Origin of the sequence: Actinoplanes sp. NPDC051343 (assembly GCF_044455125.1) — a bacterium.
GTDB lineage: Bacteria > Actinomycetota > Actinomycetes > Mycobacteriales > Micromonosporaceae > Actinoplanes.
Map to the genome: position 1 here is coordinate 116,558 of NZ_JBITEL010000015.1, position 18,934 is coordinate 135,491.

Here is an 18,934-nt window from a genome sequence, read left to right on the forward strand (position 1 = left end):
GTTAGGAGAGTCTTCTGATGCGGGCGATCTGGAAGGGTGCCGTCTCGTTCGGCCTGGTGTCGATCGCCGTCAAGCTCTACTCCGCGACCGAGGAGAAGGACATCCGCTTTCACCAGGTGCATCGCACCGACGGCGGGCGGATCAAGTACCAGCGCACGTGCTCGATCGACGGCGAGGTCGTGAGCTTCGACGACATCGCCAAGGGGTACGACATCGGCGGCGGCGAGATGGTGATCCTGACCGATGAGGACTTCGCCGACCTGCCGCTGAGCACGTCCCGTGCGATCGACGTGCTGGAGTTCGTGCCGGCCGAGCAGATCGACCCGATCCTGTTCGCCAAGGCGTACTACCTGGAGCCGGAGGGGCAGGCGGCCAAGCCGTACGTCCTGCTGCGCGACGCCCTGCAGGACGCCGATCGGGTAGCGATCGTCAAGATCGCCATTCGCCAGCGGGAGCAGCTGGCCACCCTGCGGGTCCGCGACGACGTGCTGGTGCTCAACACCATGATGTGGCCCGACGAGATCCGCACCCCCGACTTCGGCTTCCTCGACGACGACATCGAGACCCGCCCGGCCGAGCTCGCGATGGCGAGCTCGCTGATCGACTCGATGGCGGGCAGCTTCAAGGCCGACGAGTTCACCGACAACTACCGGACGGCGCTGCAGGAGGTCATCGACGCCAAGGTCGAGGGCCGCGAGGTGGTGCAGCCGGAGGAGTCCGAGGAGGCGCCGGCCGCCGCGGTCGACCTGATGGCGGCGCTGAAGGCGTCGGTCGAGCGGGCCAAGAAGGCGCGCGGCGAGGCGCCCGAGAAGCGCGCGGCCGAGGTCGAAGCCGCCACTCCGATCAAGAAAGCCGCGGCGAAGAAGGCTCCGGCGAAGAAGGCAGCCCCCGCCAAGAAGGCCGCGCCCGCGAAGAAAGCGGCCAAGAAGTCCGCCTGAGGAGACCTGACTAGAGTTGCCCCGTGGCATTGACGTGGGCAGAGTCTTACCTCGGCAAGGTGCGGGCCAGTGTTGGCGACACCGACACCATTCTCTTCGTCGGAGCGCGTGGCGTGCTGCTCGACGACCAAAATCGGCTGCTGATGATCCAGCGCTCCGACAACCGGCACTGGGCGATCCCGGCCGGGGCGATGGAGCTGGGCGAGAGCATGGAAGACTGCGCGATCCGCGAGGTGTTGGAAGAGACCGGGCTGCGCGCGACCTCGCTGACCCCGTTCGCGTTCTACAGCGCCTACCAATACACCAACGACTACGGGCACTCGTACCAGCAGATCCTGATGTCGTTCCGGATCCACACCTGGGAGGGTGAGCTGCAGCGCCAGACCGACGAGTCGGTCGACGCCGGCTGGTTCCCGCTCGACGCGCTGCCCAACAACTCGTTCGTGGTTCAGGAGACGCTGGCCGACCTGGCAACCTTCGAGTCCACGGGCCGCCTGGTCCTCAAGTAGTGGGCCTGATCGAACGGCTCGGGGTCGACCTGGCCCCGCTGCGTACGTCCCGGGACTTCCGCCTGGTCTTCCTCGGTGGCACCGTGTCGGGTTTCGGGTCGTTCATCACTTACGTCACGATCCCGTTCCAGGTCGCCAAGCAGACCGGCGACCCGCTCGCGGTCGGCCTGCTCGGCCTGTGCGAGCTGATCCCGCTGCTGGTCATGGCGTTCGTCGGGGGCGCCCTGGCCGACTACCTCGATCGTCGCCTGCTCGTGCGGGGCGGCGAGTTCGCGCTCACCGCCCTGACCGGCGTGCTGCTGGTCAACGCGGTCGCCGGCTCGTCGCACCTGTGGCTGCTCTACGTCATCGCCGCCCTGACCGCCTGCATCGACGGAATCCAGCGGCCGGCCCTCGAGGCGATGATCCCCCGCATTGTCACCCCCGAGGAACTGTCGGGCACGATGGCCCTGCGGTCCCTCGGCTTCAGCGTGGCCCAGCTTCTCGGCCCGGCCTCGGCGGGCCTCCTGCTGTCGGCGTTCGGGCTGGCCTGGGCGTACGCGTTCGACCTGGCCACCTTCGCGTTCTCGCTGATCTGCCTCACCCTGGTCCGGGCCGTGCCGCCGCCACCGGACGCCGACCGCCCCTCGGTCCGGTCGGTGATCACCGGCGTGCGGTACGCCGGCTCCCGCCCCGAACTCCTCGGCACCTACCTGGTCGACATCAACGCGATGTTCTTCGGCATGCCGCAGGCGCTCTACCCGTTCCTCGCCCTGCAGCTGGGCGGCCCCAAGGTGCTCGGTCTGCTCTACGCCGCCCCGGCCGCCGGCGACATGCTCGCGACGTTGCTTTCGGGGTGGACTGCGCGCGTACAGAGGCATGGCCTGATGGTGCTGCTCGCAGCAGCCTTCTGGGGTTTGGGCATTCTCGGCGTCGGCCTGTCCCACCTGCTCTGGCTGACCCTGCTCTGCCTGGCCTTCGCGGGCGCGGCCGACTTCGTCTCCGGCATCTTCCGCGACATCATCTGGAACCAGACCATCCCCGATCACCTGCGCGGACGCCTGGCCGGCATCGAGCTGCTGTCGTACACCACCGGCCCGCTGCTCGGCCAGCTCCGCTCGGGCACGATGGCCCGCACCCGCCTCGGCGTCGGCGGCTCGATCTGGGTCGGCGGTGCCCTCTGCATCGCCGGCACGATCGCGCTCGGGGCAGCGCTCCCCCGCTTCTTCCGCTACAACGGTGAGGACGGTCAGGCCATCAAGCGAGCGGCCGACGAGGCGTGGCTCGCACAACAGGGGGTCCGATGAACTGGGTGAGCGCGTTGATCGACGACCAGCTCGGCTTCTACTGGGACTACAGCCTGTGGCCCCGCGTGCAGGGCCTGACCGACCAGGAATACCTCTGGCAGCCGGTCGACGACTGCTGGTCGGTCCGGCCGGACCAGCACGGCGCCATGCAGATCGACGGCCACGGCGTCTGGCCGCACCCGGAACCGCCGCCGTTCACCACGCTGGCCTGGCGCATCGTGCACATCGCGGTCGGCGTCTTCTACGCCCGGGCGAGCACCTTCTTCGGCGACGGCAGCGTGCCCGCCGATGCCGACATGGCCGACCCGCGACACTATCCGAAACAGCTTCCGGCGAATGCCGTCGAGGCGGTCGGCCTGCTCGAGAAGAGCTATCGCTGGTGGACCGACGGCGTCCGCGAGATGACCGAGGAGCAGCTGCTCGAGCCGCTGGGCCCGCGCGGCGGTTTCTACGCCGACCAGTCGATGGCCCAGCTGGTGCTCCACCTCAACCGTGAGACGATGCACCACGGCGGCGAGATCGGCACGTTGCGTGACCTCTACCGCGCGCGCTTTTCATAGACTCCCGAGCATTCGCGCGGCGGCGTGGATGCCGCGGCTCCGCAGGACCCGGGCCATCGACAGCTCGCCCCGGCAGAAAGCCTGGAAGGCGCGCCACCCGAGCGGCGTCCCCATCGAGGCATGCACCAGATTGGGGTGCCGCACATAGACATCGAGGAGATGACGGCCGGCGGTCATCTCCGGCTCGAGTTCCTGGTCGATCTTTTTCCCGTACGCGGTGAGCTCGCCCCCACCTGCAGCGACCTCGCCCGCCCACGTCCCCGAACGCAGCGCATAGCTGATGCCTTCGCGGGTCCACGGCTCGAGCAGCCCGGCCGCGTCACCGACGACCATGACCCGGCCCTTGACCAGGGGCGAGCCCGGGCGTCGGCAGCGCGTGAGGTGGCCGGAGTCGCGCACCACCTTGCGGTCGGCCAGCCCGAGCCGGGCCACGAGGTCCTGCAGATATTGCTTGGTCTCGGCGCCATGGCCCTTCGCCATGATCACGCCGACCGTGAGCTCGTCGTCCTTGGGGAACACCCAGCCGTACGACCCGGGGTAGGGGCCCCAGTCGAGCAGCACCCGGCCCCGCCACTCCGCGCGGTCCCGCTCGCCGGCCGCCAGCTCGACCTCGAGACCGAGGTCCTGCTGCTGGAACGTGACGCCGACGTGGCGCGACGTGATGCCGGCCGAGCCGTCGGCGCCGATGACGGCGCGGGCGGTGATCGCCGTGCCGTCGCTCAACGTGACGGTCGCCGTGCTGTCGTCTTGAGTGATCGCGCGTACAAGTGCGTTCTGCCGGACCGTCGCACCCAGCGCAACCACCGCCTGATACCAGGCGTGGTCGAAGTCGTCGCGGCGCACCATGGTCAGGATCGGACGCGAGCCGCCGTGCCGGGTCATCGCGAGGCGGCCGTTGCGGGTGAACGTGATGCGGTCGATGCGGTCGCGGGCCGGCACCTCGATGCGCGGGCCGGCGATGCCGAGCGAGGTGCCGATCAGGCCACCACCGCAGGTCTTGTAGCGCGGGTGCTCGGCCCGTTCGAGCACGATCGTGCGGGCTCCGGCCGAGGCGGCGGCGTGCGCCGCGGCCAATCCGGCGGGGCCGGCACCGACCACCGCGACATCCCAGGGCTGCTCGATCACGCGGGGGATTCTAATCAGTCCAGTTGTGTACGCTCGTACACATGAACATGCGCGACCGCATGCTCGCCGGCGAGCTGTACATTGCCGACGACCCCGAACTGGCTCGGGACGCCCGCCGGGCGGCGTCGCTCGCTCACCGGCTCAACACGGCCGACCCGACCGACGACGCACTGCGCCACGCCTTGCTGACCGAGTTGCTGGGAGCGTTCGGCGAGGGCAGCGAGATCCGGCCGCCGTTCCGCTGCGACTACGGCTACCAAACCTTCGTCGGCGCCCGCACGTTCGCCAACTTCGGCCTGATCAGCCTCGACGTCGCGACCGTGACGATCGGCGACGACGTGCAGATCGGACCGAACGTGCAGCTGCTCACCGCGCTGCATCCGGTCGACCCGACGCCGCGGCGCGCGAAGTGGGAGGCCGCCAAGCCGATCACGATCGGCCACAACGTCTGGCTCGGCGGCGGCGTAATCGTGCTCCCCGGCATCACGGTCGGCGACGACACCGTGGTCGGCGCCGGCGCCGTCGTAACCCGCGACCTGCCCCCGGGCGTGGTCGCGGCCGGCAGCCCGGCCCGCGTGCTCCGCGCGGTCGACACATCCCGAGAGGCCGGCCCGGCCGGCATGTCCGATGGCGGCGAGCCGGGCCGCGTTGCCGGGTGGGCCGAGCGGTGACCGCCGTGCCGGCCGCCCGCTCGCCGCGGCGCTACGACCCCGAGCGCAAGAGCCGGATCATCGACGCGGCGATCGACGTGATCGCCGAGCACGGCGTCGCGGGCACCACCAGCCGACGCATCGCGGCCGCCGCCGACGTGCCCCTCGGCTCCCTCACCTATCACTTCGCCACCCTGGAAGACCTGCTCACGCAGGCCTTCCAACGTTTCGCCGAGGGCATCTCGCCGCGCTACGCGGCGCGGTTCGACGACGTACGGGATCTGGCCGGCTTCGTCGACGCGGTGACCTCCCTGATCAGCGGCGACGCCGACCAGGACCCGCGGGAGTGGACCGTCTCGTACGAGCTCTACCTCGCCGCCCTGCGCAACCCGGCGCTGCGCAACGTGACCGAGTCCTGGATGCGCCGCTCACGCGCCGTGCTGGAACGCTTCGTCGACCCGGTGACCGCCCGCGGCGTCGACGCGCTGATCGAAGGCCTGGTCATGCACATGACGCTGTCCACGACGACCTTCAGCCGCGCCGAGACCCGTACGATAATCGCCCGTTTCGTGGGCGTCCCCGGGTGACCACCGCCGTGGGCGTCGAGCCGAGCGTCCGCTCGGCCAACCGTGCCGTCTACGCGGCCTTCATCATGCTCGGCTTCGCCGGTTCGAGTTGGGCGGCCCGCATCCCGCAGGTCCGCGACGGTCTCGACCTCAGCCCCGCCCACCTCGGCCTGGTCCTGCTCGCGATCGCGGCCGGCTCGGTGGTCTCGCTGCCGCTGGCCGGCCAGATCGCCGCGCATTTCGGCTCGCGCCGCACCGTCACCGCGATGTCGGTGCTGTTCATGGCCGGCCTGGGCGGCGCGGCGATCGGCTACCAGTACGGCGTGGCGCCGGTCTGGGCCGGCCTGTTCCTGCTCGGTTTCGCCAACGGCGCCTGGGACGTCTCGATGAACGTGCAGGGCGCGCTGGTCGAACGGCGACTGGGCAAGCCGGTGATGCCCCGCTTCCACGCCGGCTTCAGCGTCGGAACCGTGGCCGGCGCGCTGACCGGCGCCGCCGCGGTCGCGCTGCACGTACCGGTCACCGGCCACCTGCTGCTTTGCGCCGTCCTGACCGCCGTCGTGGTCGTCTTCGGCGTCCGCAACTTCCTGCCGGACGAGGGCGCCCCCGACCCGGTCGTGGTCGCCGGCGCCGCCCAGCCGTCCCGCTGGTCGCGCGTTTCGGCACCCTGGCGCGAGTCGCGCACCTTGCTGATCGGGCTGTTCGTGCTGGCACTTACGTTCACCGAGGGCACCGGCATCGACTGGGTGAGCGTGGCCGTGATCGACGACTACGGCGCCCCGGCGGTGGCGGGCACTCTCGCCTTAGCCGTCTTCCTGTCCGCGATAACCGTCGGCCGCTGGTACGGCCCGCACCTGCTCGACCGGTTCGGCCGGGTCCCGGTGCTGCGGGCGCTGGCCGTGGTCGCCCTGCTCGGTCTGCTGCTGTTCGTGTTCGGGCCGGCCACCCCGTTCGCCTTCGCCGGGGTGCTGCTGTGGGGAATCGGCAGCTCGCTCGGCTTCCCGGTCGGCATGAGCGCCGCCGCCGACGACCCGGCCCACGCCGCGCCGCGGGTGAGCACGGTCACCTCGATCGGCTACCTGGCCTTCCTCGGCGGCCCACCGCTGATCGGCTTCCTCGGCAACCACGTCACGATCCAGCACAGCCTCATCGCCGTAGCCGCCCTGCTGGCCCTGGCGGTGTGCTTGGCAGGCGCGCTGCGCCCGCTCCCCGAAGCCCGCTGATCAGGAGCGGCGGGGCCAGGGCGCCCACTGCACGGCGACGGCGAAGCCGCCACGGCGGGCGTTGCGTGCTGCCCGGGACGACAGCGGCCCTTCGCGGCCGACCTTGATGCCCTCACCGATCAGCCGGGTCTCGAACCACGAGCCGCTCACGCCGCGCCGGACCCGTTCCCACAGGCCGCCCTCGATCAACGCCTTGGCCTGAACCCGCAGCTCCTCGACCAGGTGCCCGGGGTCCTCGGCGCAGTCGGCGCACCCGCACCGGGGCAGGGTCTCTACCCACCACCTCCCGAGCCGCACCCGCAGGCCCGGGAGGCCGGTGAAGGAAATCGCCAGCGGTGCCGCCGCGGGCGTACGGGGAATGAGCCGAACTGTCCGCACGAGCGCCTCGTCGGGCCCGAGCAGCTCCTTGGTCTCGCGGCGTTCGACCATGTATCGCTCGGCCAGCTCGTCCAACAGGGCGTCGGCCGTCTCATGCAGCACGGCGAAGCGCTCCGTGTCGGTGGTGTGCGGGTAGTCCCTCACCAGCGCAGTATGCCGCGCTCGGCCCGCGGCATCCCAGCTGATCTGCCGAAACCGCCCCCATCAGAAATCGAAGTCGCCCTCGCGAGCGCCGGCGAGGAAGTGATCCCATTCCTCTTGAGTGAACTTCAGTGGCGCGGACTGCGGGGCCTTCGAGTCCCGTACGAGGATCCGATCGCCGTCCCGTGCCACTTCGACGCATGCTCCGTTGTTGCAACGTCTAGCTTTGTGCCAGCGCAGCTTTCCCGTCGACTCGATCATGTAGCACCTCCTTAACGTTCCTCGGATCCACGTTAAGGGACGAGCCGGACAGTCGGCAGAAGTCGGCATGAATGAAGAGTGGGGGACGAGCTATTCATCCCTCATTGACGGTAAAATACGGACCGTTTGTCACCTAACGACACTTTTGTCGCATCTTCTTGGCGCAGGGTCGTCTATGGCACCCATCCGGCGCCGGGTGATCCGCCCTGCATCCGGAACTGTCACCGGATTCGGTTGCACTTCGAGATGCAGGGCGGTACCACACTTTAAAGCGTGGTCCACACATTAGGAAGAACGGTGTGGACTACTTTCAGAAAAGGAATTCGCCGGCGGCGACGCCCTCGGTGAACGCCACCCATTCCGCCTCGGTGAACGCGAGCGCGGACACCTGCGGGTTCTTCGAGTCGCGGACCAGGTACTGTCCGTCGACCTTGGCCACCTCGACGCACGCGTTGCTGCCGCAGCGGGTGCTCTTGCGCCATGCGATGTTGTTGTTGTCGATCATTGTTATCGAACCTCTCCACACAAGTCAGGTCCGCAGTCCTCGACGAGCAAGGCTGCGGACCTGTTACGAAAGTTACTCAGGGTTCTTCCGGCGCTCGATCAACGCCTCGAGATCTGATATGCGGCTACGCATGAAGTCGATTGTGTCTTCTTCGTTGTAGGCGTCGTTCCAGATTTTGTCGAATCGAGCGTGGTGCCGCCGCGTGGTCGTGCGGTCCTCGATGATCTCGTCACTGAGGCCGACCTCCCGGTACAGCACTTCGGCGCCCTCGTCGTCCATATCCAGGGACAGGAGGTCGAAGGTGGCGTTGTTGGTCACGGAGGCCTCGAAGTCGAAGGGCACCATCCGGACCTTGATCAAACCATCGGCAGCCAGCCGATGCATTTCTCGCAGTTGGCCGAGGAAGACGTCGGGGCCGCCGAGCGGGCGGCGGAAGACGGATTCGTCGAGCAATGCGAAGATCTTGAGTTCGCCGAGGCGGGAAAGGACGACCTCACGCCGTAGCCGGCGCGAGTCGGCGCGAAAGCGTCGCCGCTCCTCGGAGAGGTCCTCGTCGTCGAAGGACTCGAGGTTGGCATGCGCGTACTCAGGCGTCTGCAGCGGCCCGGGCATGTAGAAGACCGACCAATACCAAATGGCTTCGGCTTCCGCCTCGTATTCGATCTGCTGCCGCATCGCGTACGTGAGGTGCTCGCGGTATTCCGGCTTCTGGAACCATGCCTGCCGCTGCCGTTTGCGGGCGATTTTGGCGATCGCCATCAAATCGTTGACGACCGTCCGGTCCTTGATGCCGACGAAGGCGAGCAGGGGACGAAGATCATTGGGGGCGATGGTGTTATCGCCGGCCTCAATGCGAATGACCTTGCTGAGGGACCACTCCATCTGCTCAGCAACTTCTTGCTGAGTTTTTCCGGCACGCTCTCTCGCGTCGCGCAGAGCCAGGCGCAGGCGCCGGCGCGCGACGGCGGGCGAGACTTCCTCGGCCATAGGAACTTCGTCGGTCCTTCGTCGGTGAAGAAGACTTCAGTAACGTGCTACCTCGCTGGCTGCCATGCGGCAATCAGCGAGGTCGCGCGTCATGCTATCCACTGTCCTATCAAAACGACGAACCGGGCACGTGGGTATTCACCAAAACGAGACTTGTCACGTTTGGCTGCCCGTCGGTGATCACTCACGCTGCCGCCATCCGCTGGTGGCCACGAGTCCTCCGGTCGCCTTCGACGGCACGGCGCAGAGCCCTGGTGACCTGGTTGAACGTTCTGATCTCGAGTGTCGTGTAGAGAACCACCTCACGCGACTGATAGGCCGCACGAAGCTCCCACTGATGAACGCTACGCCTGCCCAGAGTAGCCAGGCTCACCGCGGCCGCCGCCGCGCCGACGAGCACGAGCCGGCCGCCCAAGGTGTGGATGAGGAGCCATCCGGGCGCCACGATCAGGGCCGCCGCGGCCATCGCCGCCAGCGCGATGATCATGCGAGGGCTGCCCACGTCACGCTGCACGAGGCGTACGTCCCGCAGGTCGCCGATGATGAAGGCGCGCAGCGGGTCGGTCCTCCAGATGAAGTGATGGTCGGTAACGAGAGCGTCGGGACCGTCGTAGTAGGTGCGCAAGACAAACTCCCCTCCCCGTCGCCTGTGTCGCGTGAGGAAGGACGAACCAGAGAGAATTCCCGCCCCACACTTCGGATCGACGTGCCGATCTGGCGGGCGGTAGAGGCGACAAGGCACCCGGTTGCCGCCGGGTGCCTGCGCTCCTTTATGTGGTGAAGTTCCGCCCTTGTGCGACCAGTGAAGCATGGCCATCAGCCAGATCGCCATACCTCAAGGTGCCATGTTGCAGATTGCGAGGAACCTGGTTGAGGCGGTTGTCGGTGCGGATGACGAACGTCGCGGCTGCGCACCTTGCGGCTCGTGCATGCGCGCGACAAGATGGGCCGCAGAGAGAATTCCCTGCCTCGCTCGGTCCGGGTGTTGCCGCCCTCGGTCACAGTGTCCAGAGGCACGAGCGACACCCGGTTGCCGCCGGGTGCCGCTGCGTTTCTCGTTACTTGCGTCTTCTCGCCTAGAGCACAGCCCTGAAGTGCTCTACTGATAAGTACAGCACGCGATGAGGCACTCCGCCACGCGACAACCTGACACCTTGCAGATTGCGTACATGCCGAGTGGCGGGTGCGTGGCACGTCACTTGGGGCGGCTCCCGGCGTTTTATCGACGTAGGTCCCGGGTAGGCCAGATGTCGCAAAGAGCCACGACAAACCTGTGAGTACGCAGGTGGGAAGGCAGGACCCGCATGGAGAGCAGACTCCGCATCGCGGGCCAAGCGGTGCAACCCATCCTGGTGGCATTCCCTCTGGGGCTGTTCGTGATGGCCGGAATCTTCGACGTCGCCGACCTGTCCGGCGGCCCCAGCATCCTGGGCTCCCTGGCCTACTGGAATGTCATCGCCGGCCTGGTCGCCGGCGGGCTGGCCGTGGTGGCCGGCGCCATCGACCTCGTCTTCGTCCGGCGTCCGGTGACCAAGCGGATCGGCGTGCTGCGGCTCCTTCTCAACATGGCCACGCTGATCCTGTTCGCGGTCATCCTGATGGTCCGGGTCGGCGAACCCGAGCACCAGGTGGGCGTGGGCCTCTTCCTGGTCGAACTGCTGGCCCTCGGGGTCGGCGGCTTCGGCGCGTGGTTCGCCGGCTCGCTGGCCAACGGGCGTACGCCGGGCTTCGCCCGGGCCGCGGTCGAGCACCGGGGCTTCTGACGAATTGACGCCTGAAAAGACGAAAGCCCAGGTCTTTGACCTGGGCTTTCGCTATGAGCCGCCTGACGGAATCGAACCGTCGACCTACGCATTACGAGTGCGTCGCTCTAGCCGACTGAGCTAAGGCGGCAACGATGAGAAAGTGTACGGCATGGCCGGACGGGTTCTCTCCGGGGTTGGACCCGTGTCGCCGGAAAACCAGCTTGTCGTAACCCCCGGCTAAGGTGCCTGGCGTGAGTGACGATCAGCGATCTCCTCGGCGCGCCGGACCGCCCCGGCCGCGCAGCATGGATCCGCAGGAGCTGGGTTTCATCCCGCGGCGCCCGGTGCCCTGGCTGGCGCCGCTCCAGCTGATCCGCACCGGCCTGCAGACGCTCGGGGCCCTGCTGTTCGGGGCCTACCTCGACAAACGCGAGCTGCAGAACTCGCTCGAGGCCAACTGGTTCGATCACTCGCGTACGGCCGACGGCGAGATCTGGATCGACTTCGTGGCCGACCTGGGCGACGGCTTCCACCCGACCTACTCGGTGGCCTATGCTCTGGCGCTGCCCGAGCTCGAGATCGAGGGCGGCGAGCGGCTCCCGCGCGGCCGGCTGCTGCTGATGGGTGGCGACGAGACGTACCCGGTGGCCAGCGGAGACAACTACGAAAACCGCACCAAGGGCCCCTACCGCGCGGCGCTGCCCGAGGCGCCGGCCGACTCACCGCAGCCGGTGCTGTTCGCGCTCCCCGGCAACCACGACTGGTACGACGGCCTGACGGCCTTCCTGCGACTGTTCGCGCGCCGCAAGGACGGGCACATCGGCGGGTGGCGCACCGAGCAGCGGCGGTCCTACTTCGCGGTCAAGCTGCCCGCGGACTGGTGGCTGTTCGGCATCGACGAGCAGTTCGAGGCGTACATCGACGATCCGCAGCTGCTCTATTTCGAGAAGGCGGCGCGCGAGATCAAGCCCGGCGACCGGGTGGTGCTGATGACGCCGTCGCCGAAGTGGGTCAAGGCGGCCGACCAGCCCGAGGTCTACGACGCGATCGACTACTTCATCCGCATGATCCTCGAGCCGCGCGGCGCCGACGTCCGGGTGCTGGTCTCCGGCGACCTCCACCACTACGCGCGCTACCACGGCGCCGACCGCGAGCTGCTGACCTGCGGCGGCGGCGGCGCCTACCTGTTGGGCACCCACCAACTGCCCGAGCAGCTCACGGTGCCGGCCGAGGGCACGCTGACCCGCAGCCGCAGCGAAAGCAAGAAATACGACCTCGTCTCCCGCTTCCCCGACGAGGCGACCTCGCGGCGCATGGGCTGGGGCGTCTTCCGGCGGGTGCCGGCGCGCAACCCGGGCTTCGCCACGATGCTCGGCATCATCCAGACCCTGACCATGCTGGCGATGGCCGGCGCGGCCAGCCAGGGCGGCAGCGTCCAGCGGCTGTTCAGCATCCCGCTGGTCATCATGCTGGTGATCATCATGGGCGGCACGATCCTGTTCGCCCAGCCGCCGAGGGCAGGCGCACCCAAGCACGTACGCCATTGGATCCTCGGGGTCCTCAACGGTGCGGCCCAGATCGGGCTGGCGGTGCTCGGCGCCTGGGCCTGGATCAACCTGCCGCCGCACAACTGGGCCTGGCCGGGTCCGCTGGTGGTGGCCGCGGTGGCCTACGGGCCGATCATCGGTTTCCTGTCGACCCAGCTGATGGCGCTCTACCTGTTGATCGCCGGGCTGTGGTTCGACGTCAACGTCAACGAGTTGTTCGCGGGTCAAGGCATCGAGGATGCCAAGAGCTTCCTGCGGATGCACGTCGCGACCGACGGCACGCTGACGATCCACCCGCTCGGCATCGACAAGATCTGCCAGGACTGGGCGGCCGACCCCGATGCCGAGGCGCACATGCCGTGGCTGAAGCCGACAAAACCGTACACGGTCCGGCGGATCGAGCCGCCCATCGTCGTACGCCCGGCGCCGGCGGCTTCGGCCGCCGGCGCAACCCCCGGTGGCCTTTCGCCGATTGACGGTTCCGCTTCCGGGGGTACGCCGGGAGGCCGTCAGCTGTAGCGTTCCTCGTGGCTCTGACGTGGGCCACACACCGATGCGCGGCTGCACGAGCAGCGGGAACCGTCGGCGTCGAGGCGAACGACGACCGCGTCCTTGGGCACGCTGTGCGCGACCACCCGGCCGTCGCCCTCGGGCGTGGTGACCCGGGAGCCGACCGCGGGCGCCGATGCCTGAAATTTCGTATAGAGCGGGTGCTCGTATTTGAGGCAACACATGAGCCGGCCGCAGGCGCCCGAGATGCGGAGCGGGTTGAGCGGCAGGTCCTGGTCTTTGGCCATGCGGATCGTGACCGGTTCGAAGTCGGTCAGGAACGTGGCGCAGCACAGGTCGCGGCCGCAGGAACCGATGCCGCCCTGCACCCGGGCCGAGTCGCGGGCCGACAGCTGCCGGAGCTCGACCCGGCAGTGGAGGGTGGCGCCCAGATCGCGGACGAGCGAGCGGAAGTCGACCCGGTGGGGCGCGGTGAAGTAGATCGTCGTGCGAGCGCCACCCGAACCGCCCTGCTCGAGGACGTGGTCGACGGCGACGACCTTCATCGGCAGCTCGTGCGCCTTGATCAGCTTTTTGGCGGCCACCTTGGCTTCGGCCTTGCGCTTGCGCAGCAGCTCGTCGCGGCGCAGATCGCTGTCATCGGCGAGGCCGGCGACCCGGGGGAAACCGCTCGTGTCCTCGTCGACCCACTGCGCGGCCCAGACGCACTCGGCCACCTCGGGACCGTCGTCGGTCGGCACGAGGACGCGATCGCCGACCTGCGGGGCAAAATCACCCGGGTCGAGGTAATAAAGGCGGCCGTACCGGTTGAAGCTGACCGCGCACAGCATTCCCATGCACCTACCCTACGACGCCGTTCCGGGCGCACCAAATGCCTGTTTTGGGGTACCCGCCGGGGTTGTCGGATAGATGGGACGCAACCGCCCGGATTGACCGTCGTTGGGCAGACCCGTAGACGCCGCTCAGCTCGGCACACCTCGGGAGGGAACTGCCATGACGCCCGCCAGATCGCTGGCCGCCAGTGTCATCGCGCTCGGATTCGCGAGCTCGCTCACCGCGCCAACACCCGCCTACGCGGCACCCGCCGCCTGCGAACAGGCCGGGAACTATGCCGCCCAGTCGGGCGCGGAGATGCTTCGGATCGACCGGCTCGCGTGGCACACGAGCCCGGATCTGGAGCACCCAAAGATCAAATCGTCCCATTCGTCCTCTTCGGGTGGCCCGTTGTCCGGTTCCCAGGATTCGTCTTCTGGGGATTCGTCTTCTGGGGACTCGTCTTCTGGGGACTCGTCTTCTGGCGACTCGCGCGGCGAGAGCCAGTCGGTGACCGACACCGCCAACGGGTTGCTGGGATCGGCGCCGGACCTCACCGGCGGCGACTTCGGCGACAGCGGGCAGGGAGTGACCGGGTTCCTCAGCGGGACCAGCGACCTCCTGAAGTCCGTCGCCAACGGCGGCGTCACCGCCGCCGGCGGCCCACTCGGCAAAGCCACCGGCGGACAGGGCGGTGGTGGCCCGGTCGAGGAGACGTCGGGCGGTTCCTCGTCGTCCTCGGTCGCCGGCGTCGGTCTCGGCGAGACCAAGACGGCGATGATCGCCGACGCCCGCACCAACGCGATCGCGGTCGGCCGCATGGTCGACGGGGACGGACCCCTCAGCAAGCCGCTCATCCAGTCGGCGCCGCCCAACTCCGCCGACGCTTCCCGCCACACGGCGTCCGGCTCGGCCGGGCCGCTCGGCTACGGCGCCGGTGACCTGGGCACGCACGCTCAGTGGGAGACGGCGATGGCCTGCGGGAACGCCGTCGGGGAAGCGGCGCACTCGTCGGCCGCGCTGAAGCGCGTCGACCTGCTCGACCTGCTGCACACCTCGAACAAGATTTCCAGCCTGAGCTCGACCGCCATGGCACGCGACGGCAACGAACCTCGTTCGGCAGCCGCGGCCACCATCGAAGCCGGCAAGCTGACCCTGGCCGACGGCCAGGTCACGGTCAAGGTGCTCAAGCAGCCGACCCTGACCGTCAGCATGGGCACCACCACCGGCGGCCAGGTCGAATACCACCCGGCGAAGGTCGAGGTCACCGGGCCGGACGGCAAGAAGAAGCTCCTGACGGCCGCCGGCGACTGGGCCGACGTCTCCATCGGCGGCGACCAGCACTCCTCGGAATCCGCCACACTCGGCGGCCTGCCGAAGGTCGACGGCCTGCTGCCGGTCTCCGCGCTCCCGCTGCCGAGCATCCCCGGCCTGCCGTCGCTGGGCACGCCGGACAGCGAGTCGGCCCCGGCCGTTGCGGACGGCGTCACCGTCCGAATCTCGCTGGGCGATGTGCGCCGGGTGACCAAGGCCCACGCCGTCGCGGCCAAGGCCTCCGCAATCAAGATTGCCATCAGCGAGGGCCGCACATCGGACTCCGACAAGCGCGGCAAGTCCGACGGTCGCGGCAAGGACGGGTACGGCGACGTGAACTCCACGGTCGTCGCCCAGATGAGCGTCGGCCTGCTCGAGGCCGCCGCGCTCGCGCCCGAGGCCGTCCACCATGATTCCGGCTCCGGCGGTGCGGCCGCCCTGCCGATCACCGGCTCGCAGGCCGGCCTGATCGCCGCCGGCGGCCTTGCCCTTCTGATCGCCGGCGCGGCCGCCGTACTGGTCGGCCGCCGTCGCCGCCGCACCCTCCCCTAGCCACTACCGATTCCCCCGCGCGGTGGGGCCGAGCCTGCGCTCGGCCCCACCGGCATGTCAGGCGGAGAACTTGTCGAGCAGAGCCTCGGAGAAGGCCTTGAGGTCGTCCGGCTTGCGGCTGGTGATCAGGTTGCCGTCGACGTGAACCTGCTCGTCGACCCAGGTGGCACCCGCGTTGGCCAGATCGGTGCGCAGGCTCGGCCAGCTCGTCAGCGTCCGGCCGGAAACGACGCCGGCCTCGACCAGCGTCCACGGCCCGTGGCAGATCGCGGCGACCGGCTTCCCGGACTCCATGAAGCCCCGCACGAACTGGACCGCATCGGCATCGGTACGCAGAAAATCGGGATTGGCGACGCCGCCCGGCAGCACCAGCGCGTCGTAGTCGCCGGGGTCGGCGTCGCGAACCAGGCGATCGACCGGGTAGGTCCCGCCCTTGTCCATGTGGTTGACGGCCTGGATCTTGCCAGTGTCGAGCGAGAGCAGTTCGGCCGTTCCGCCCGCGCCCTCCACCGCCTTGCGCGGCTCGGTGTACTCGACTTCCTCCACGCCGTCGGTCGCCAGGAAAGCGACCCGCTTGCCCTTGAGCGAGGCGGTCATGATTCGGCTCCTTCCGTCGTTGCCGATAACCCGGGTGCCCGACGGCGGCTCGCGCAAACGCTGCGTTCAGGAGCTCAGATCAAGTGGGTTGCCGGCGTATTCGGAGTCCAGAGCCAGGGGCCCGTCCGAGTGCGTCATCGTCGCGGTCACATGAATGGTCGCCGACGCCTTGACGGACGCCGGACGCTCGACCACGAGCAGGAACTGCTTCTCCTCGTCCAGATGCGCCGCCCGGGTAAGCGTCCACGTGGCGAGCTGCTGAAGTTCGCCTCGCGCCAGCATCGCCGTCGGTCCGCGGGATTCGTTGGTCTCCTCCTCGCGCGACGCTTCGATCAGCTTGAGGTTGGCGCCGAACTTGACGGTCCTCTTCACCCGTAAGTCGGATCTGGACGTTTTCGGCAACATCGAGACGACCTGGGGCTGTGGTCCGGCCACCGTGTCCGACGTCAGCCGCACCGTCACGATGAGGCCGTCCACCCGGCCGTCGACCGAGCACACGACGCGGACCAGGCAGTACTTGTAGTCGGGTCGCCGCATCTTCAGCCACTTGGCGAGTTCCGGATCGTCGGGCACCTCGCCGGGCCCGATGGGCAACGCGACGGCGCCCACCCTGACATCGGCCGCCGGGCGCACACCGACCAATCCGTGCGGCTTCCTCGGGCCCTTGGTGGTACGCCCCGAGGCGAAGACGGAGCCGACCAACGCGACCACGGTCCGCACCACCAGCCGAACGACAGCGCCGATCGCGATGAGTGCGACGAGGCCGACGAAGACGGCGCCTCCGTACCGGGCCGCCGCGGACGCGCCGCGCTGGAGGCCAGGGGCGTGGGTGAGATATCCGATAGCCCATGCCGCTGCGATGCCGGCCGCCGCGATCAGCCACACGAACACGACGAGCAGGGCGACTCGCACGGGCACGACCACTCGCAGTCCTCGTGCGGGCCCAGGGTCAGGGCTGTCGCGGAGGCGATAGGCGACCGGTGGGGGCGGCATGGCCGGAGTGTGCCGAGTCGGGCCGACCGTGGCATTCAGCCTCGCTCTGGTCACACGAACCGGCTGGAGATCCATTTCAGGAAGTTGCAGCTCTTGCATACGGTCGCTCCGGTCGCGTGGCTGGCGGCTGCTCTTTTATCGGTCTAACCGCAAGTCACGGGGCTGGATACGGTGGTATTCACACGCCGCCGTCGATAACTGATCAGTCCTCAGTGGGCAGACGCAAGCCGAGGTTATCCACAGGGGGTGAACGGGGTGTAGCGCGGGTGTCCGAGAATTGGATACGGTCTGATCCCGGAACGCGACGGCGCCCTGACGCGCGGTAAGGAGCCAGCTAGTGGGCCGCGAGATCGACGAGGCGTGGATCGATGAGGCAGTTGACCGTTATGCGCGGCTGGAGCACCTGCGAGCGGAGTTCGACAAGGCGGTGGCGGGGCATTTGGTCTCCGTGCATTCGCCCGACAACTCGATCGAAGTGATCGTGTCGGCGGCGGGCGACATTCGCGACGTGTGCATTAACGTGAGCCTCCGCGACCGCGATCCGGCGGAGTTCGCGCGCGAAATCAAAACGGTGGTGACCAAAGCGTCCGAGGCGGCTCGGTGGGCCCGCGAAAAATTGCACGGCGAAATCTTCGGCAAGTTTCGATCATTGGGAGAGTCCTGATATGGACCAGTTAGCCGACCGGCTCGAACAAGCCGCCGACACGCTGACCATGATGGACAAACGCCTGCCCGGCCACGCGGTGGCCGCCGGCGCGTTCGGGGCGGCCGGCTCGGGCGGCGGGTTGCCGGGCCGGCTCGGGCGCGAGTTGCACGAGCATTGGTCGGCGGTTCTCGACGCGCGGTCACGCGAGGCGGGTGGCGCCGCGTCGCGCCTGGCCGGCCTGGCGCAATCGGTGCGGACAACGGTGCGGCACTACGACGAAACCGACGATCTGGTGCGTCGGCGCCTCACCCGGGAGGTGTGATGGACCGGCTCGACGACCTGCTCGACACCGCGCGACCGATGCTCGACCGTGTCGATCAGATGCTCTCGGTGGTGGGCGCGCCGGGCGATCATCGCGTCTGGGGCGAGCTTCGACGCGTACGCCTGCTGCCGGGAGAAGCGGCACGTGCTGTCGCCACGCTGAGGCCGGCCGCGCTCGGCGAAGCCGGGCCGGAGATCCGGGCCGAGGCCCGGACGTGTGTGGAGGTCGCGGCGGCCTTGCCGCCGCCCGACGCGTGGACCGGCGAGGCGGCCGACGCCTACGACGAGACTCGGCAGCGAACGGCAGCCCAGCTCAGCGGGGGTGACGAGAGCCTCGACGAGCGGATGGAGGCCACCGCAGACCTGGCTGAGGCGCTGCGGGAGTGGATGCAGCAGACTCGCGACGACATGGCGCGGGCGCTGGCCGAGGCGCTGAGCTCGACCGAGGCGGCGGCGCTCACCGTCGCCGGCGGCATGCCGCCGGGCGAAGCCGACATCCTGGGTGCGGCAGACATCGCCGCGTCGGTCTTGCGGGTGGTTGCCGACAATTATGAGTACGCGGGTGAGCTGATCCGCAGCTCCGCCGACCTGACCGTGGCACTGCCGATGTAGTCCGGCGCCGAGCGGTCCATCGTGGACTCCGGTACGGACGCGGCGCCGCATGCAGAAACTGTGTCCGAATGCGGCGCCGCGACCTCCTGCACCCCCCGCAGGTCTAAAACCACTCAACGCCATTCATCGACCGTTGTCGCGGGGTCACGCGCCGT

Annotated in this window: 22 protein-coding genes and 1 tRNA gene; 13 read left to right on the forward strand and 10 right to left on the reverse strand. The window is 68.7% G+C overall.

Features of this window, described 5'->3' with window-relative positions:
• Positions 1-17 precede the first annotated feature (17 nt).
• From ACIA5C_RS38915 to ACIA5C_RS38930, 4 genes are read left to right on the forward strand one after another with little or no spacing between them, the layout of a single operon-like run.
• Entirely contained in the window at positions 18-938 is a 921-nt protein-coding gene (locus ACIA5C_RS38915; protein WP_396064301.1) for a Ku protein, read from the forward strand.
• Between the two features lie 23 nt (positions 939-961).
• Entirely contained in the window at positions 962-1,447 is a 486-nt protein-coding gene (locus ACIA5C_RS38920; protein ID WP_396064303.1) for an NUDIX domain-containing protein, read from the forward strand.
• On the forward strand, positions 1,447-2,733 hold the full coding sequence (locus ACIA5C_RS38925) for an MFS transporter (protein ID WP_396064306.1): 1,287 nt from the start codon (positions 1,447-1,449) through the stop codon (positions 2,731-2,733). The genes ACIA5C_RS38920 and ACIA5C_RS38925 overlap by 1 nt, the downstream gene beginning before the upstream one ends.
• A complete protein-coding gene (locus tag ACIA5C_RS38930; RefSeq protein WP_396064308.1) occupies positions 2,730-3,293 on the forward strand; it encodes a DinB family protein in 564 nt (187 codons plus the stop codon). The genes ACIA5C_RS38925 and ACIA5C_RS38930 overlap by 4 nt, the downstream gene beginning before the upstream one ends.
• Here ACIA5C_RS38930 and ACIA5C_RS38935 read toward each other — a convergent pair.
• The gene (locus ACIA5C_RS38935; RefSeq protein ID WP_396064310.1) at positions 3,288-4,418 is read right to left on the reverse strand and encodes a geranylgeranyl reductase family protein; all 1,131 of its coding nucleotides are present in this window, start codon (positions 4,416-4,418) and stop codon (positions 3,288-3,290) included. The two genes, ACIA5C_RS38930 and ACIA5C_RS38935, sit on opposite strands and share 6 nt — an antisense overlap.
• A 41-nt stretch (positions 4,419-4,459) precedes the next feature.
• Between ACIA5C_RS38935 and ACIA5C_RS38940 the strand changes: the two genes are divergently transcribed.
• The 3 genes from ACIA5C_RS38940 to ACIA5C_RS38950 are packed head-to-tail and all read left to right on the forward strand — an operon-like array spanning position 4,460 to position 6,857.
• Positions 4,460-5,089, forward strand: coding sequence for a sugar O-acetyltransferase (locus ACIA5C_RS38940; RefSeq protein ID WP_396064313.1), 630 nt, complete (start codon positions 4,460-4,462; stop codon positions 5,087-5,089).
• The gene (locus ACIA5C_RS38945; RefSeq protein ID WP_396064315.1) at positions 5,086-5,655 is read left to right on the forward strand and encodes a TetR/AcrR family transcriptional regulator; all 570 of its coding nucleotides are present in this window, start codon (positions 5,086-5,088) and stop codon (positions 5,653-5,655) included. Before ACIA5C_RS38940 ends, ACIA5C_RS38945 begins: the two co-directional genes overlap by 4 nt.
• Positions 5,652-6,857, forward strand: a complete 1,206-nt coding sequence (locus ACIA5C_RS38950; protein ID WP_396064317.1) for an MFS transporter — start codon at positions 5,652-5,654, stop codon at positions 6,855-6,857. The genes ACIA5C_RS38945 and ACIA5C_RS38950 overlap by 4 nt, the downstream gene beginning before the upstream one ends.
• On the opposite strand, the gene ACIA5C_RS38955 is transcribed toward ACIA5C_RS38950, so the two are convergent.
• The 5 genes from ACIA5C_RS38955 to ACIA5C_RS38975 all read right to left on the reverse strand — a co-directional run bounded on the left by ACIA5C_RS38955 (position 6,858) and on the right by ACIA5C_RS38975 (position 9,754).
• Positions 6,858-7,379, reverse strand: coding sequence for a DUF6226 family protein (locus ACIA5C_RS38955; RefSeq protein ID WP_396064319.1), 522 nt, complete (start codon positions 7,377-7,379; stop codon positions 6,858-6,860). It abuts the gene before it with no gap.
• 60 nt (positions 7,380-7,439) lie between these two features.
• A complete protein-coding gene (locus tag ACIA5C_RS38960) occupies positions 7,440-7,637 on the reverse strand; it encodes a DUF397 domain-containing protein (protein WP_396064321.1) in 198 nt (65 codons plus the stop codon).
• A gap of 310 nt (positions 7,638-7,947) precedes the next feature.
• Positions 7,948-8,142, reverse strand: coding sequence for a DUF397 domain-containing protein (locus tag ACIA5C_RS38965; protein ID WP_396064323.1), 195 nt, complete (start codon positions 8,140-8,142; stop codon positions 7,948-7,950).
• A gap of 72 nt (positions 8,143-8,214) precedes the next feature.
• A complete protein-coding gene (locus ACIA5C_RS38970; RefSeq protein WP_396064324.1) occupies positions 8,215-9,129 on the reverse strand; it encodes a helix-turn-helix domain-containing protein in 915 nt (304 codons plus the stop codon).
• Between the two features lie 184 nt (positions 9,130-9,313).
• Positions 9,314-9,754, reverse strand: a complete 441-nt coding sequence (locus ACIA5C_RS38975; RefSeq protein WP_396064326.1) for a DUF6232 family protein — start codon at positions 9,752-9,754, stop codon at positions 9,314-9,316.
• A 679-nt stretch (positions 9,755-10,433) separates the two neighbouring features.
• Here ACIA5C_RS38975 and ACIA5C_RS38980 point away from each other — a divergent pair.
• Complete coding sequence (locus ACIA5C_RS38980) at positions 10,434-10,892, forward strand: DUF2231 domain-containing protein (protein ID WP_396064328.1); 459 nt, start codon at positions 10,434-10,436, stop codon at positions 10,890-10,892.
• Positions 10,893-10,948: 56 nt separating this feature from the next.
• Here ACIA5C_RS38980 and ACIA5C_RS38985 read toward each other — a convergent pair.
• Positions 10,949-11,022 (reverse strand) — tRNA-Thr (locus ACIA5C_RS38985).
• Between the two features lie 157 nt (positions 11,023-11,179).
• On the opposite strand from ACIA5C_RS38985, the gene ACIA5C_RS38990 reads away from it, so the two are divergent.
• On the forward strand, positions 11,180-12,940 hold the full coding sequence (locus ACIA5C_RS38990) for a metallophosphoesterase family protein (RefSeq protein ID WP_396064650.1): 1,761 nt from the start codon (positions 11,180-11,182) through the stop codon (positions 12,938-12,940).
• Here the strand turns inward: ACIA5C_RS38990 and ACIA5C_RS38995 are convergent.
• Positions 12,931-13,767 carry a stage 0 sporulation family protein gene (locus ACIA5C_RS38995; RefSeq protein ID WP_396064330.1) on the reverse strand — a complete coding sequence of 279 codons (837 nt, stop codon included), beginning with the start codon at positions 13,765-13,767 and terminating at the stop codon, positions 12,931-12,933. The two genes, ACIA5C_RS38990 and ACIA5C_RS38995, sit on opposite strands and share 10 nt — an antisense overlap.
• 487 nt (positions 13,768-14,254) lie before the next feature.
• Here ACIA5C_RS38995 and ACIA5C_RS39000 point away from each other — a divergent pair, with 487 nt between their 5' ends.
• Positions 14,255-15,610 carry an LPXTG cell wall anchor domain-containing protein gene (locus ACIA5C_RS39000; RefSeq protein ID WP_396064332.1) on the forward strand — a complete coding sequence of 452 codons (1,356 nt, stop codon included), beginning with the start codon at positions 14,255-14,257 and terminating at the stop codon, positions 15,608-15,610.
• A 57-nt stretch (positions 15,611-15,667) separates the two neighbouring features.
• On the opposite strand, the gene ACIA5C_RS39005 is transcribed toward ACIA5C_RS39000, so the two are convergent.
• Positions 15,668-16,207 (reverse strand): type 1 glutamine amidotransferase domain-containing protein, encoded by a 540-nt coding sequence (locus ACIA5C_RS39005; RefSeq protein ID WP_396064334.1) that lies wholly within the window; start codon positions 16,205-16,207, stop codon positions 15,668-15,670.
• 66 nt (positions 16,208-16,273) lie between these two features.
• Positions 16,274-17,125, reverse strand: coding sequence for a hypothetical protein (locus ACIA5C_RS39010; RefSeq protein WP_396064336.1), 852 nt, complete (start codon positions 17,123-17,125; stop codon positions 16,274-16,276).
• A 412-nt stretch (positions 17,126-17,537) separates the two neighbouring features.
• On the opposite strand from ACIA5C_RS39010, the gene ACIA5C_RS39015 reads away from it, so the two are divergent.
• Genes ACIA5C_RS39015 through ACIA5C_RS39025 form a run of 3 tightly spaced genes read left to right on the forward strand, consistent with a single transcriptional unit; the run spans position 17,538 to position 18,779 of the window.
• Positions 17,538-17,864, forward strand: a complete 327-nt coding sequence (locus ACIA5C_RS39015) for a YbaB/EbfC family DNA-binding protein (RefSeq protein ID WP_396064338.1) — start codon at positions 17,538-17,540, stop codon at positions 17,862-17,864.
• Position 17,865: 1 nt separating this feature from the next.
• Positions 17,866-18,168: a hypothetical protein gene (locus ACIA5C_RS39020; RefSeq protein ID WP_396064340.1), complete on the forward strand. Its 303-nt coding sequence runs from the start codon at positions 17,866-17,868 to the stop codon at positions 18,166-18,168.
• Positions 18,168-18,779 (forward strand): hypothetical protein, encoded by a 612-nt coding sequence (locus tag ACIA5C_RS39025; RefSeq protein ID WP_396064342.1) that lies wholly within the window; start codon positions 18,168-18,170, stop codon positions 18,777-18,779. The genes ACIA5C_RS39020 and ACIA5C_RS39025 overlap by 1 nt, the downstream gene beginning before the upstream one ends.
• The last annotated feature ends 155 nt before the right edge of the window (positions 18,780-18,934 follow it).